Origin of the sequence: Chryseobacterium proteolyticum, assembly GCF_046591535.1 — a bacterium.
GTDB lineage: Bacteria > Bacteroidota > Bacteroidia > Flavobacteriales > Weeksellaceae > Chryseobacterium > Chryseobacterium proteolyticum.
This window is the reverse complement of record NZ_JBJLWK010000001.1, coordinates 301,965-316,660: the sequence shown is the minus strand read 5'-3', so window position 1 is coordinate 316,660 and position 14,696 is coordinate 301,965. Positions and strand designations below refer to the sequence as shown.

The 14,696-nt window shown below is 36.0% G+C and carries 10 protein-coding genes; 4 read left to right on the top strand and 6 right to left on the bottom strand.

Annotated elements, in window-relative coordinates; all coding sequences use genetic code 11:
* Positions 1-20: 20 nt before the first annotated feature.
* The 6 genes from ACJ5H0_RS01245 to ACJ5H0_RS01220 all read right to left on the bottom strand — a co-directional run bounded on the left by ACJ5H0_RS01245 (position 21) and on the right by ACJ5H0_RS01220 (position 9,011).
* Positions 21-785: a glycoside hydrolase family 16 protein gene (locus tag ACJ5H0_RS01245; protein ID WP_411246815.1), complete on the bottom strand. Its 765-nt coding sequence runs from the start codon at positions 783-785 to the stop codon at positions 21-23.
* 91 nt (positions 786-876) lie between these two features.
* Complete coding sequence (bglX, locus tag ACJ5H0_RS01240) at positions 877-3,099, bottom strand: beta-glucosidase BglX (RefSeq protein ID WP_411246814.1); 2,223 nt, start codon at positions 3,097-3,099, stop codon at positions 877-879.
* A 3-nt stretch (positions 3,100-3,102) separates the two neighbouring features.
* Positions 3,103-4,533, bottom strand: coding sequence for a glycoside hydrolase family 30 protein (locus tag ACJ5H0_RS01235; RefSeq protein ID WP_411246813.1), 1,431 nt, complete (start codon positions 4,531-4,533; stop codon positions 3,103-3,105).
* Between the two features lie 74 nt (positions 4,534-4,607).
* A complete protein-coding gene (locus ACJ5H0_RS01230) occupies positions 4,608-6,092 on the bottom strand; it encodes a RagB/SusD family nutrient uptake outer membrane protein (RefSeq protein ID WP_411246812.1) in 1,485 nt (494 codons plus the stop codon).
* 11 nt (positions 6,093-6,103) lie between these two features.
* Positions 6,104-6,832: a SusC/RagA family TonB-linked outer membrane protein gene (locus ACJ5H0_RS01225; protein WP_411246811.1), complete on the bottom strand. Its 729-nt coding sequence runs from the start codon at positions 6,830-6,832 to the stop codon at positions 6,104-6,106.
* Between the two features lie 52 nt (positions 6,833-6,884).
* Positions 6,885-9,011, bottom strand: a complete 2,127-nt coding sequence (locus ACJ5H0_RS01220; RefSeq protein WP_411246810.1) for a SusC/RagA family TonB-linked outer membrane protein — start codon at positions 9,009-9,011, stop codon at positions 6,885-6,887.
* Positions 9,012-9,189: 178 nt separating this feature from the next.
* On the opposite strand from ACJ5H0_RS01220, the gene ACJ5H0_RS01215 reads away from it, so the two are divergent.
* From ACJ5H0_RS01215 to ACJ5H0_RS01200, 4 genes are all read left to right on the top strand, one after another.
* The gene (locus ACJ5H0_RS01215) at positions 9,190-10,380 is read left to right on the top strand and encodes an MFS transporter (protein ID WP_345988869.1); all 1,191 of its coding nucleotides are present in this window, start codon (positions 9,190-9,192) and stop codon (positions 10,378-10,380) included.
* Positions 10,381-10,402: 22 nt separating this feature from the next.
* On the top strand, positions 10,403-11,194 hold the full coding sequence (locus ACJ5H0_RS01210; protein ID WP_172283297.1) for an NUDIX hydrolase: 792 nt from the start codon (positions 10,403-10,405) through the stop codon (positions 11,192-11,194).
* Between the two features lie 163 nt (positions 11,195-11,357).
* Positions 11,358-12,536 carry an acyl-CoA dehydrogenase family protein gene (locus tag ACJ5H0_RS01205; RefSeq protein WP_273647810.1) on the top strand — a complete coding sequence of 393 codons (1,179 nt, stop codon included), beginning with the start codon at positions 11,358-11,360 and terminating at the stop codon, positions 12,534-12,536.
* 161 nt (positions 12,537-12,697) lie between these two features.
* The gene (locus tag ACJ5H0_RS01200) at positions 12,698-14,641 is read left to right on the top strand and encodes a T9SS type A sorting domain-containing protein (RefSeq protein ID WP_411246809.1); all 1,944 of its coding nucleotides are present in this window, start codon (positions 12,698-12,700) and stop codon (positions 14,639-14,641) included.
* Positions 14,642-14,696: the final 55 nt, after the last annotated feature.

The following is a 14,696-nucleotide window of genomic DNA, read 5'->3' as shown; positions in this document are numbered from 1 at the left end:
GAGCTGTGCAACTCCCTTCATTATTTATTCTGATAAACCCGTACATAATCTATATAGTACTTCTGAGGAAAAATAGAGTCATCAATTCCTTCTTTTCCACCCCAGAATCCACCTATAGCCAAATTCAAAATGATATAATACGGCCGGTTAAAGGGCCAGGCTTCGTTTGTTTTTTCCTCGTTCTCGTACGTGAAAAATTTTTTATCGTCAATATAAACCTCTATTTTTTCCGGCGTCCAGTCTGCTTTATACACATGGTAGCGTTCACTGGCATCATTAACAATCAAAGTATCTGTTTTCTGAGTTCCCTTGATATGATTGTATTTTTTCGTGTGCACTGATGCATGGATGTATCCGGGATTGAATCCCACATGTTCCATAATATCAAGTTCTCCATCATCCGGCCACTTCTTCATATTCTCACTCATCATCCATATGGCAGGCCACGTTCCTCTTCCTTTGGGTAATTTAGCCCTTACTTCAATTGTTCCATATTGAAAAGAGAACTTCCCTTTGGTTAAAAGTCGTGCAGATGTGTATTTATTTTTATCCCATGCTTCTTTTCTTGCTTCGATCACCAGATTCCCATTTTCGATTCTTGCATTTTCAGGACGGTCTTTTGTATAATACTGAGCTTCCTCATTTCCAAAACCACCTCCGCCTACATCATAATTCCATTTTGATGAATCAGGTAATCCCTTTCCATTAAATTCATCACTCCAGATCAGCTTCCTGCCGGAATCTGTTTTATATGAAGCACAATCTAACACTGAAAACAGCAGCATCCCTCCAACCCATACATGTAAACTATTTCGAAAAAAAAAATTTCATATGCGTTAATATAAAGCGGGCTACTACCCGCATTAGTAATCCTGGCTATTTAATCCAATTAATTTTCTTTGTCTGAACTTCCTGAGAGTTTGTTCCTACCATAATTTCAAATTCACCCCCTTCCCAATCAAAATTCAACTTGTCGTCATAGAATTTTAAATTTTCAGGTGACAGTGTAAAACTCACAGTTTTCGTTTCTCCTTTTTTCAGGAATATTTTTTGAAATCCTTTTAACTCCTTTACCGGTCTTACCACTTTTCCGAATAAGTCTCTAATATAAAGCTGCACGACTTCCTCGCCGTCATAATTTCCATTATTGGAAACATTAACTTTAATTTGTAAAGATTGATTTCCTCTAAGATTTTCAGAACTTAATGTCATATCGAAATATTTGAATTTTGTGTAACTCAATCCATATCCAAAAGGAAATTTAGGGTCATTATCCAGATCGATATATGCTGAAACATAACTCCTTTCTTTATTGGTTTTTGCCGGTCTTCCGGTATTATAATGGTTATAATACACAGGGATCTGACCTTCAGTTCTGGGAAAAGTCATCGGAAGCTTTCCACCCGGATTTACAGAACCAAAAAGAACATCCGCAATTGAATTTCCTGCTTCAGTACCAAGCCACCATGTGTATAAAATTGTTGGAATATGGTCCGCTGCCCAATCAAAAACCAAAGGCCTTCCTGCATTAATCATTAAAACAACTGGTTTTCCTGTTTTTGCAATTTCCTTTAATAATTCTTCCTGAACTCCAGAAAAGTGAATATTGCTTCTGCTCTTTGCCTCTCCACTCATAGCATGCCCTTCACCCAAGGTCATAATAACCACATCCGCTTTTTTTGCCGTCTCTATTGCTTCAGCAAACATAGAGCGATCCTGGTCGTCAACATTACATCCTTTGGCATACAATAATGTGGAACCTTTATCCAGTTGATTCTTAATTCCATCAAACTGGCTCACAATTCTTTGATTGTCATCTTTGAATGCTACAGACCAGAAACCATGATTCGCAACAGTTTCTTTCCCGAAAGGACCTATCAAAGCTACAGTTTTTGTAGATTTTGAGAGAGGCAGAACGCTATTCTGATTTTTTAAAAGGACGATACTTTTTGAACCGAACTCTCTTCCAAACTTCCTGTTCTCAAGATTATCTGTTTGTTCTTTTTGTCTTTTCTCATCACTAAAACGGTAAGGATCATCGAATAACCCCATTTCGAATTTTTTAATTAAAATTCTTCTGGCCGCATCATCAATAAATTTCGGGTCTACTTTTCCGTCTTTTACAAGTTTGGGAAGTTCAGCCATATAAACACGACTTTCCATATCCATATCACTTCCTGCGATAATAGCCTTTTCAGCAGCTTCCGCTTTATCCTTTGTATATCCGTGGTTCACCATTTCACCAATGCTGCCCCAATCTGAAACCACAAAGCCTTTATAGTTCCACGACCCTTTTAACAGGTCTCTGAGAATGTATTGGTTTGCCGTCGCAGGAATTCCATTAATGTCATTAAATGAATTCATAAACGTAGCAACTCCGGCCCCTGCTGCTGCTTTAAAAGGGGGTAAATAAGTTTCATTCAATTGTCTGGGGCTCATGTCCACAGAATTATAATCTCTACCACCCACTGCAGCACCATAGGCTGCAAAATGTTTGGCACAGGCCATTATAGCATCAAGGTTTCCTAAACCTTTCCCCTGAAATCCTTTGATTCTTGCCAGGCCAATTAAAGTACCGAGATATGTATCCTCACCCGAGCCTTCCATTACCCTTCCCCATCTCGGATCTCTGGCAATATCGACCATCGGTGCAAAAGTCCAGTGGATACCATATGCTGAAGCTTCCGTTGCTGCAATTCTTTCAGACTTTTCAATTAATCCTAAATCCCAGCTCGCAGCTTGTCCGATATTCACAGGGAATGTAGTTCTATATCCATGGATCACATCCTGGCCAAATAATAATGGAATTTTCAACCTTGATTCCAATGCTAATTTCTGAAAAGCTCTTGTTTCTTCTACACCAGCTACATTGAGCATGGAACCTACCTTACCTTTTTTTATTTCTTCAAGAACAGTTGCCGAATTGGAATTCTGGGGTCCTGTTGCATAAGCAAAACCACTATATTGAACCAATTGCCCTACTTTTTCTTCTAATGTCATTTTAGACAAAAGCTCAGAAACTTTCTGGTCGATTGTTTTTTGTCCGTATATATTCAGTCCGAAAGTGGCAAATGCCAGTAAGAAATAAACTCTTTTCATAATTTAGAAAATATAGGTTGCAACAGCGTTTCCGGGTAAACTTACCTGAGCTGTTTTTTGATTAAATTTAAGAGAGAAGGTCTCTTTTGTTTTACTATTATTCTGTACGATCAAAACTGTTCTTCCTTCAGGTGTTCTGAATGCTACAGTCGACAGATTATCAGTTTGAGATGAAGCTATCCTTTGCGAGTTTGCCGGAATGAACTTAGAAGCGTGCGCAATAATGTAATACGAAACGTTTCTCGTGAAATTTTCTTTATCGGAAACTGTAATGGCTCCTTTACATTCCGTACAGCCACCTTCAGTGTGCGGCTTATACTGCGGATCATTAGCAAGGTTCCATTCCAGAGCTATTTTACTCCAGTTTCTCATAGAACCGATGATCACATTCTTGGTATGCCAATTCAGATCTTCATTAAAGTTGCTCCTGGAACCTGTCCACTGCTCTGTAAAATAAAGGTTTTTATCAGGATAAGCATTATGGACAGTACTTAACGCAGAAATATCGCCTTCATAAAGATGGAATGCAGAACCATCCACATATTGATAAGCTTCGGGATCACTCAGTATGTTGGTTGCGTATTCAGGTTTATTACAATTGTGGTCGTACACAACAATTTTAGTTGTAATGCCTTTAGATTTAAAGGCAGGTCCCAAATGATTTTTAATAAAATCTTTCTGCTGATCAGAGGTCATATATAAACTCGGATTGTTTCCCGGGTGTAAGGGTTCATTCTGAGGAGTAATGGCATCAATTGTAATCCCTTCTTTTTTCATTCCCTGAATGTATTTTACAAAGTAATCAGCATATACCTTATAATATTCAGGCTTTAAACTTCCCCCTTTTGACTTTCCGTTATCTTTCATCCAGACAGGTGCAGACCAGGGTGCCGAAATAAACTTAATTTTAGGATTAATTGCTAAAATCTCCTTTAGCATAGCAATCAGATCTTTGTCCTTTGCAAGGCTGAAATGTTGTAATGATGGATCTTTTTGTCCTTCCGGTAAATCGTCATAGGAGAAAACTTCACCGTCAAGATCTGAAGCTCCGACACTCAATCTTATATAAGAGACTGAAATGGACTGATCCTTTTTACCAAAAAGCTCATATAATAATGCTTTTCTTTTAGTTTCTGAAAGCCTGTTGATTACTTCCACACTTCCTCCTGTCAGCGTATATCCGAAACCGTCAATATATTGAAACTTTTGCTGGTCATCAATTTCAATATTCTGACTGCTACCCGGATTGTTTGTAAAACCAATTGAAGGTTGCTGTTGTAATTTTATACTCTCATCTCCTTTCGTAAGCCATATCTGAACTTCGTTTCTTGTACTTACCGAATGTGACTTACATGCTGATAAAGATAAAAGTACCACACCACAAAGTGGTGTGATACTTCTAAAAAAGAAACTATATAAACTGTGAAACTTCATGTTTTTAGTAGCCAGGGTTTTGTTTTAATGCTGTATTTACTAGTTCATTAAAAGGAATTGGCAAAATTTCATTTTTACCTGCTGTAAAGCCTCTTGCTCCCAATTTTGCCGGAGCATCCCCCCCATCTTACCAGGTCAAACCATCTGTGTCCTTCACCTGCTAGCTCTCTCCTTCTTTCGTCTTTAATAGCCTGCATAGAAACCGGAACTGAAGGCAATCCTACTCTATCCCTTACAGCATCTAGTAGGGCCTGAGCTCTTGCTCCGGAACCTCCTAAAGCTTCTGCTTCCATAAGATAAGTATCTGCTAGTCTGATGGCAATAAAGTTTTGACGGTAATTCAACTCAGTTGGCCCGGGTTGATTAGATTTATCAGCAGTTCTTGGTACATATTTATTCAAGAAATACCCTGTATCTTTAAATCCAGGTGAATAAGAAATCTTATTATCTGCTTTTAACTGTTTAGCATTGAATATAGTAGCATCTAAACGAGGATCTCCTTGCATAAAATTAAATAAATCTTCTGTAGCAGGATTGAACCCCCAGCCTGAAGAAAGATCAGGAGCATTGTTTGGTGGACTACCTGCCGGAGGAACAATACGTCCATAAGATATGATCCCTACCATTTGATTGATCGTATTTCCTTCATCTTTCCCAGTCCCCCAAAATGGCCAATCCGCATTACTTTTATTGGTATGCATTACCTCTAAGATGGATTCTGTAGTAAATTTATTATCTACTTTCCATAAATCAGCAAAATTAGCAACTAATTTATATCCATACTGGCTTGTAGTACCTGGATCTCCATTTACCATTGCAAATTGGGCAGCTGCTTCAGTATTCTTTTTATCATATAAATAAATTTTCCCTAAAATAGCACGTGCAGATCCTTGAGTAATTCTTCCTACTTCACTTTTATTACTAGACGGAATAGATAAAGGAAGATCATTAATAGCTGAAACAATATCCGATTCTATCTGAGCATAAACATCCGCTGGATTTGCTTGAGGAATATTATAGAAATCGTCGTTTGCTAATATTGGCTTTAAGATGAGAGGAATGTTTTTGAACATTCTCAACAATTCAAAGTAATACAAAGATCTTAATACTTTAGCTTCAGCTATAAATCTTTTTCTGGTCTGGTCATTCATATTTGCATTAGGAATTCTATCTAATAAAAGATTTGCTTTTGCAATTCCCTGATAATAATCTTTCCAGTAGCTGAGTGGCATAATGATAGGATTGATCGTATAATTAGAAAAACCCTGAATACCGGCACCATCCGTAGAGCTTCCACCTCCTGAGAAGAAGTCATCAGATGCGCCATTAAAGAAAGTAACCTCATTTTCAAATCCACCAGAATACTTTCTTAGCATGTCATAAACAGCAACTAAACCTGAAAAAGATTGTTCTTCATTTTTAAAATAGTTATCGGAGTCAAATGTCCCAGTATTTTGCACATCTTCGAGATTGCTATTGTTACAAGATATTGCTCCATAACTTATACCTGTCAATAATAAGACAGATAAACTCTTATATATAAATCTTTTATTTTTCATTTTTCTTTAAATTAAAATTGAACATTAGCACCGAAAAGGAAAGTTCTTGCCTGTGGATAGTATGCTCTATCGATTCCAAAGGTATCACCACCTGCAATCTCAGGATCATAACCTGTATACTTAGTAAATGTTACCAAATTTTCTGCAGTAATATAAAATCTTACTTTACTTGCTCCGATTGTTTCTGAAAGATTTTTAGGAAGTGTATATCCTACCTGTACCAGTTTCAAACGTAAGTAATCACCCTTTTGCAAATAATAATCAGACATTCTTGTATAGTTTTGATTAGGATCATCTTTAGTCACCCTTGCAATGGTGTTGGAAGTTCCTTGTCCTGTCCAACGATCAAGAATGGTTGTTTGATAATTAGCCTCCTGAATATCCAATCTTCTCAAGCCCTGGAATATTTTATTTCCTGCCTGCCCCTGAGCAAATACCATCAGGTCAAAGTTCTTATAATTCATATTCAAAGTAAGTCCAAATGTGTATTTAGGTACAGAGTTTCCAAGGTTTACGTAATCGTTCTCATCAATTTTCCCATCACCGTTTGCATCCAGACGTTTAAAATCTCCTGGTTTAGCATTCGCTTGGATCAATCCTCCGTTTGCGTTTCTGTAAGCATCAATTTCAGCCTGGTTCTGGAATACACCCAAGTTCTGATATCCATAGAATGAACCATATGATGAACCAACCTGTAATCTGGAAACTGCTCCCATAGACTGGAATGAAGCAAAATTCACATATGGCTTATCGCCCTCTAGTCGTGTAATCTCATTTTTCAGATAAGCAAAATTACCATTCGCTGAAAACCCAAAATCCCCCCCAATTCTTTTTATATCCTAAACTAACCTCTACCCCATCATTATTCATATCTCCAATATTTCTAAATGGATTATTTATTAAGCCAAGGTAACCAGGAAGATCAATTCTTCTCAAAATATCAGTACTCTTTTTTCTGTATACATCAACTGATAAATCGAAATTCTTAAAGATTTTTAAATCCGCTGCAATGTTAAACTGTGATGTTCTTTCCCATTTCAAATTTGGATTTTCTAATGTACTTGGTGCATATCCAATGTGAATGATATCATCTCCAAAAGTATAATTACTTCCCGGAACCAAGAAATTGGCAAACTGGAAATCATCAATAGCATCATTTCCTAAAACTCCATAACCTCCTCTTAATTTAAAACTATTTACGACATTGTTCTGAGGCCAGAATTCTTCATTTGATACATTCCATCCCAAAGACATTGCTGGGAAATTCCCCCAATGATTATTGCTTCCAAATTTTGAAGAGCCATCTCTTCTGATCGTACCAGTGAAAAGATATCTATTGGCATAGTCATAAACTACTCTGGCAAAATAAGATGTCTTGTGAGTTTCTTTTCCATCCCATGCATTAGTAGCTCTATCTGATTGTGGAATTTCAAAATTGAAAGAAGCTTCCTGCCAATCATTCGTAGGTAAGTTTTTATAAGTGGTATTTTGACCTGAAGAAATATTATATTCATAATAGCCCTGCCCTAACAATACATTTAAACTATGTTCGCCAAATTTGTTTTGATAAGTAAATGTGTTTTCCGTACTCCATTCAAACTTCTTTTGAGTTTCTCTGAACAAATTATTAAAATCATTTTTACTGGCTGGACTCAAATATGATACCGGAGTAAACGCTTGATTCCCCCAATAAGAAAGTTTTCCGTTAACACTTGATTTAAAACTAAGATGTTTATAAATTTTTAAATCAGCAAATATATTAGCTACCAAATCATCTGTCCACTTGTATCTTCCTAATTGAGTTTGTCTAAATGCTAATGGATTAGTCATCTCTTTATTTACAAAATGAGAAATTCCATAAGGGTTTCCATTTGGATCTCTTACAATATTAGGACTATTGTAATCACTTGGAAAAGGCTGATTGGCAATACCATTTGTAACTACTACAGGAGTGGTTGGATCAAGATTGATCGCTGAACTTAATGGTCCACCAAATTCATTATTCTCATTAATTCCTTGTGATTTTGTGTGTGTATAAGCAAAGGTCTGTCCTATCGTTAAGAAATCAAAGACTTTATGTGTTGAGTTGATTCTTCCGTTAATTCTTTTATAATTAGAAATATCTCTCAATACAATACCTTGTTGATCGTAATATCCGAATGAAGTATAAAATGTGGATTTATCACTTCCTCCACTGATACTGAATTCATGAGAAGATCGTTGGGCTGAATTAAAGATCTGCTTTTGCCAATCTGTTCCATTTCCTAACGCCGATGGGTTTGAAAAAGTAGCAGGTTTTCCATCGTTCATATTGGCTTCATTCATAATCATCCCATATTGTGATGCATTCAAAAGATCCAATTTTTTGGATGCACTTCCAACCCCAAAGAAACCATTATAGGAAAGATTTAATCTTCCTTTTGCACCTTTCTTTGTCGTAATCAAGACAACCCCTTTTGCTGCAGAAACCCCATAAATAGCTGCAGAAGCACCATCTTTCAGAATTTCCATTCCCTCAATATCAGATTGATTCAACCAACCAATGTTGTCAACAACAATACCATCCACTACCCATAGTGGATCGTTACTTCCAGCTCCAAAGCTGGTAATACCACGAACTCTGATTGTTGCAGTAGATCCCGGTTGTCCAGAATTTGAAATTACAGAGACACCAGCCGCTCTACCTTGTAGAATTTGTTCTGGTCTTCCTGCTGGAACGTCATCAATATCTGAAGCTTTAATACTTGAAATTGCTCCAGTCACATTACTCTTTTTTTGAGTACCATAACCAATCATAACTACTTCCTCTATTTTTTGTTCTTTCGGAAGAGTATCATTGGTTGTTTTTTGGGCACTGAAATTAGCTGTAAAATATAGTACAGCAACTACTCCCAAACCTCTTGATATTCTAATATTCATATACAGTTAGTTTTTTTAATTCTCATTTTGAGACAATAAAAATATATTTTTTTTTTAAATAGTTAACATTATATTAATAAATATTTTAATATTTCTTTTATTTTTGGGGTTCAAAGCCCTTTTTTTTGATTAAAATTTCATAAAAACTCATAAAAATTTAATAAAATTAATCCCCAAAATGACGAGCAAGCTTCACAATATTTCACTTCCGTTAAAACTAACCTTCCTCATTTTCTCCATGGTCTTAAACTGCATGGGTATTGTCATCTTGCAACTTTCCGAAGCCAAAATTACTTATGAAAAATTAGGACTTTTGGAATCTTTCAAAGATTTACCAATTGCCTTTTTTTCTCTTTTTGCCGTCAATTTTATAAGCAGGATCGGAACAAAAAAAGCTTTGATCTTTGCTCTGATTATTGTAGGAATCTGTTCATCAATTCTCCCCTTCGTAAAAGTATTCTGGTTTTATAAGCTTTGGTTTGCTATTATAGGAACATGCTTTGCCATAGGGAAGATTTGTGTTTTCGGAATTATCAGAAATAATATTTCCGATGAAAAATCCCTTACCAAAACCATGAGTAATGTAGAAGCATCATTCATGATCGGGATCTTTGTGGTCAATACGGGGTTTGGGTGGCTGATCTCCAGTCAATATTCGGAATACTGGAAGTTTGGGTTTATCGGAATTTCCTTACTCTCCTTTGTTACCATTATTTTGTTTTCAAGATTGGAGATCGCTGAACCGGAAAAGAATTTTGAAAATAAAACCTTTCTTTCCGACCTGTCAGGATTTATAACTCCTTCTATTGTTGTATTTCTGGTTGTTGTCTTTTCCATTGTATTTGTTGAACAAAGCTTTAATTCCTGGTTACCTTCATTTTATAAAAACCATTTGAAGGTCAATTCGTTCTTTGCTCTTCAGGCGTCTTCCTTTTTAGCTCTTTTCTCTTATGTAGGAAGAACAATCACCGCGAATGTTATCCATCGTTTTCATCTTTCAAAATATTATATCTTCTGCTTACTGTTTATTATTTTCGTGTTAGCAGGTATTTTAGGAATACAATACCTTGATTCTGAAGATTCAAAGGTCATTTTATTTTTATTTCCTGTTATAGGATTGTTTCTTTCTCCTCTCTATCCGGTTCTTAATTCCAAAATGATTGTTCAGGTGGATAAAGAAAAAACGAATCTTTTTACTTCATTAATCGTTATTTTTTCGTCTTTGGGAAGTTCAGTAAGTTCTATCGTTATATCACTACTCTTTGAAAATCAATTACTAACGTACTATCCACTATACATTTTATTTATTGTAACTGTCCTTTTTTCAATAAGTTTGATTTATTTTAAACTTATTAAAAAAACATATTGAAAATAATTTTATTTTTACTCCCATGGAAATCAAGGATTCAAAAAATAAAGAAACGCTTAAGGAGCTTATTGATACTAAAGACTTTGTAGCCCACATTTCAGTGGACTGTACCATATTTGGTTTTCACAATAATATCCTGAAAGTTCTGCTCTTAAAATATCATGATTTAGATCTCTGGTCACTTCCCGGCGGATTTGTGTTTAATGATGAAGATCTGAGAGAGGCTGCTCAACGTGTACTTTACGAAAGAACCCACCTGAAGGACATTTTCCTGAAACAATTCCATACCTTTGGAAGGATAGACCGTACGGAAAACAATGTCCACCAGATCCTCCTTAAAAATAAAGGCATAGAAGTACCAAGAAATCACTGGATATTTCAAAGGTTTATCACTGTCGGATATTGCAGTCTTATTGACTTTTCCCTTGCCAATACTTTTCCGGACGCTTTTAATGAAACCTGTGAATGGTTTGAAGTGAATAACCTGCCTAAAATGGCATTTGATCATGATAAAATTATTGAAACAGGATTGGAATACCTTCGAATGAATATCAATACCGAGGTGGCTGCCAGCAATTTATTACCGTTGAAATTTACCATGAAGGACTTGCAGTCATTGTACGAAACCATTTTAGGTCAGAAATTCAGAAGGAATAATTTTCAGCGTAAAATATTAAGCTTAAATATTCTTGAAAGACTGGAAAAACTATATGATGGCTCTGCCAACAAAGCGCCCTATCTCTATAAATTCAAGAATAAAATCCATAATTCCGCCAACCACTATCCTATTTCCAACGAAGAGGAAGAGGAATAATTCAACAACGTTCTTATTTAAAACTTAGATTATCGTCATCTTAAAAAGTTGGCGTAATTCTATATGTCCTGCAGGTACATTAAAAAAATAGGCTGAAATAAAGCAAGTAAAAAAAAATTTTTCTGAAATCGCGAAAAATGCTATTTTTAGGAAAATTTAAAAAATGTCATATTATCCTCTTACAAGTATTCCTGACTATTACGGAATTGATGCCTTACTTACCGAAGAACACAAGCTAATCCGCCAATCTATAAGGGATTGGGTAGAAAGCTTTGTAATGCCTCAGATAGATCATGCTGCTCAAAATCATACCGATTTACCTGGTTTAATGAAAGAATTAGGGAAAATAGGTGCGCTTGGTCCATATATTCCGGTAGAATACGGTGGTTCCGGATTAGATCAGATCTCTTATGGTCTTATCATGCAGGAATTGGAAAGAGGAGATTCAGCAGTTCGTTCTGCCGCTTCTGTACAAAGTTCTTTGGTGATGTTTCCTATTAATGAATTTGGTTCTGAGGAACAGAAAAGAAAATACCTTCCTCAGCTGGCATCCGGAGACATGATCGGATCTTTTGGATTAACGGAGCCTAACCATGGATCAGATCCCGGCTCTATGGAAACCTATTTTAAAGATATGGGAGATCATTATCTTCTGAATGGTGCGAAAATGTGGATCACAAACTCTCCTTTATGCGATATTGCGGTAGTTTGGGCTAAAAATGAAGAAGGAAAAATTCAGGGATTAATCGTTGAAAGAGGAATGGAAGGATTTACGACTCCTGAAACACATAATAAGTGGAGTTTGAGAGCTTCTAAAACCGGAGAATTGGTATTCAATAATGTAAAGGTTCCAAAAGAAAACCTTCTTCCTGGAGTAACAGGATTAAAGGGACCTCTTTCTTGCCTTAACTCGGCAAGATACGGGATTTCCTGGGGAGTAATCGGGGCAGCAATTGACTGCTACTGTACTGCTGTTCAGTATTCTAAAGAGAGAAAACAATTTGGCAATCCAATCGGATCTTATCAGCTACAACAGAAAAAATTAGCTGAATTTTTGACAGAAATTACAAAAGCACAATTGCTTTGTTTACAGTTAGGAAATCTTAAAAACGATCACAAAGCAAGTCCTGCACAGATTTCAATGGCTAAAAGAAATAACGTAAAAATGGCTATAGATATCGCCAGAGAATCCCGTCAGATTTTAGGAGGAATGGGAATCATGGGGGAATTCCCAATGATGAGACACGCTGCAAACCTTGAATCGGTAATTACTTATGAGGGAACCCACGATGTTCACCTGTTAATTACCGGAATGGATATTACTGGTATTAATGCTTTCTAAGTATAAAATAATAGAGATGTATAAAGCGTCCGGTCAGCTGACCGGACGCTTTTATTTTGTAATAATTGCAATACTACTATTCAATGAATAATTATTGATATCTCAACAAGGTGAATTTAATTTTAAAAAATTCTATATTAACCTAACCAAAAATTGTCATTATGAAAAAAATTACTCTTTTATTGCTTGGACTTGCTGCTCCATTTTACTTTTCCCAGCAGGCAGGAGACGTTGCCAGTTTTGAACAAAAGCTGGATTTAACTCCCCAGGGAGTTATCAATTTTATCGCCAATAACCTTGGAGAACAAAATGCTCCTGATTTTGTAAGCTATCTTAATGGATTTAACGTGGGTTTGAAAGCGTACAAAATTACTTACTACACTAAAAATGAAAACAATACACTGGTAAAAGCAACCGGTCTGGTTATGTACCCTAACGTTAACTACAAACTTTCTACCGTTGTTTCCGACCATGGAACAACAGACAGCAGAAATAATGTTCCTTCTAATTTAAGGGGTGTATTATACGCAGGATTTGTTGTTGAATTATCCTATGTACTGAATGGATATATCCTTATGGCTCCGGACTATGTGGGAATGGGAAGTGGTGATGGCGTTCATCCTTATGTCCATTACCCTACTGAAGCCAGCGCAACTATCGATTTTGTAACAGCTGCCAATAAAGTATTAGCACAGCTAGGGATAAAGAGTTATGATGAATATTTTCTGACAGGATATTCCCAGGGAGCACACGCTGCAATGTCTACTTTAAAAAAGCTGAACGATTCGAATCCCACTCAATTGAAATTCAAGTATGCCTACATGGGTGACGGGCCGTATGATTTTTCAGGAGTTACACTGCAAAAAGGGGTTTTAGAAAAAGATGTCTATCCATTTACTTCTTTCCTGGCCAACGTAGTAAATACCTGTAACAACATAGGATATAAAACATATAACACCAGTATTTCAGAGGTTATCTCCGCGGAATATATGGATAAGTATAATTATCATGTCCTGCAGGATAATGGAGGGTTATTATGGGGACCCCTCATCTGGAGAAAACTTTTCACAAATAATTTTGTGAATGACGTTACTAATAACAACAATAATAAACTCAGACTTTGTTTAAAATCAAATGATGTTTATGACTGGTATAACAAAACGCCTATGACTTTAGGGCACTCAAGTGTAGATCTTGCGATCCCACCTGAAAATACATCAAAAACAATTGATGTACAAAGAGGCTATTACTCATGGTGGGATCTGGATAAATATAAGCTTCAGTCTTTTTACTGGGGCCCTCTGGGACATGTTGGAGGAATTGTTCCATTTGTTCTGGCATCTAATGCAAAATTTAATACCCTCAGGAGCGGTGGGCTTTTTAATGAATGGGCAAAAATCACTTCAAAGTCCGCTGATTCACAACCAAAACTAAATCCTCTTTATTCGTCACAGATACAACCTAATTCAGGATCCATGGAAGTGATTGAAATAAAAGATTTTAACAAAGATAATTCTCAAGGAAAATCATTAACTCATCAGAATTTAGCCACTTTACAAGATGGTGTATATCTACTAAAAGTATCTCAAAACGATGAAAATAAATGGATCTCATATATCAAAAATGCCCCAACTCCTATTAGCGAAAAGGATATTGTAAATTCCGAAAACAATAATATAATCAGTTTAAAGATCAATCCTGATGAGTTGATGGCTATTAATATATTTGATGAGAATAAAAGCCTTGTTAAAACAATTCCTCAAAAAGAATATACAAGAGAAGGTGGAATTAACACAAATACTTTAGAATCAAAAAATTACACATTTGAAGTCTTAACAGAATTCTATGGTCTCCAGTTCAATAAGAGCATCACCGGAAATAATGCAGAAAACAGTACTGATATATTCTCTCAAAATAATCAGATTAAAGTCCGCGCCAAAAATGGCCTGAAAAACATCCATATTTATTCAATTTCAGGAACATTAATACAAAATGTGGATCTTACTGCCTCCAGCTTTGAATCCAAATCTTTGGAGCCGGGAGTTTATGTAACGCAGGTAACCCTATCTGATGGAAAAACTATTCACAAGAAAATAAAATTATAACATTACTTTCTTCATTTCAAATTATATTGATTCCAAAGCTGCCTTATATTACATA

Coding starts and splice junctions, on each gene's coding strand:
- ACJ5H0_RS01245 (WP_411246815.1), bottom strand. CDS start 785: ATGCTGCTGTTTTCAGTGTTAGATTGTGCTTCATATAAAACAGATTCC.
- bglX (WP_411246814.1), bottom strand. CDS start 3,099: ATGAAAAGAGTTTATTTCTTACTGGCATTTGCCACTTTCGGACTGAAT.
- ACJ5H0_RS01235 (WP_411246813.1), bottom strand. CDS start 4,533: ATGAAGTTTCACAGTTTATATAGTTTCTTTTTTAGAAGTATCACACCA.
- ACJ5H0_RS01230 (WP_411246812.1), bottom strand. CDS start 6,092: ATGAAAAATAAAAGATTTATATATAAGAGTTTATCTGTCTTATTATTG.
- ACJ5H0_RS01220 (WP_411246810.1), bottom strand. CDS start 9,011: ATGAATATTAGAATATCAAGAGGTTTGGGAGTAGTTGCTGTACTATAT.
- ACJ5H0_RS01215 (WP_345988869.1), top strand. CDS start 9,190: ATGACGAGCAAGCTTCACAATATTTCACTTCCGTTAAAACTAACCTTC.
- ACJ5H0_RS01210 (WP_172283297.1), top strand. CDS start 10,403: ATGGAAATCAAGGATTCAAAAAATAAAGAAACGCTTAAGGAGCTTATT.
- ACJ5H0_RS01205 (WP_273647810.1), top strand. CDS start 11,358: ATGTCATATTATCCTCTTACAAGTATTCCTGACTATTACGGAATTGAT.
- ACJ5H0_RS01200 (WP_411246809.1), top strand. CDS start 12,698: ATGAAAAAAATTACTCTTTTATTGCTTGGACTTGCTGCTCCATTTTAC.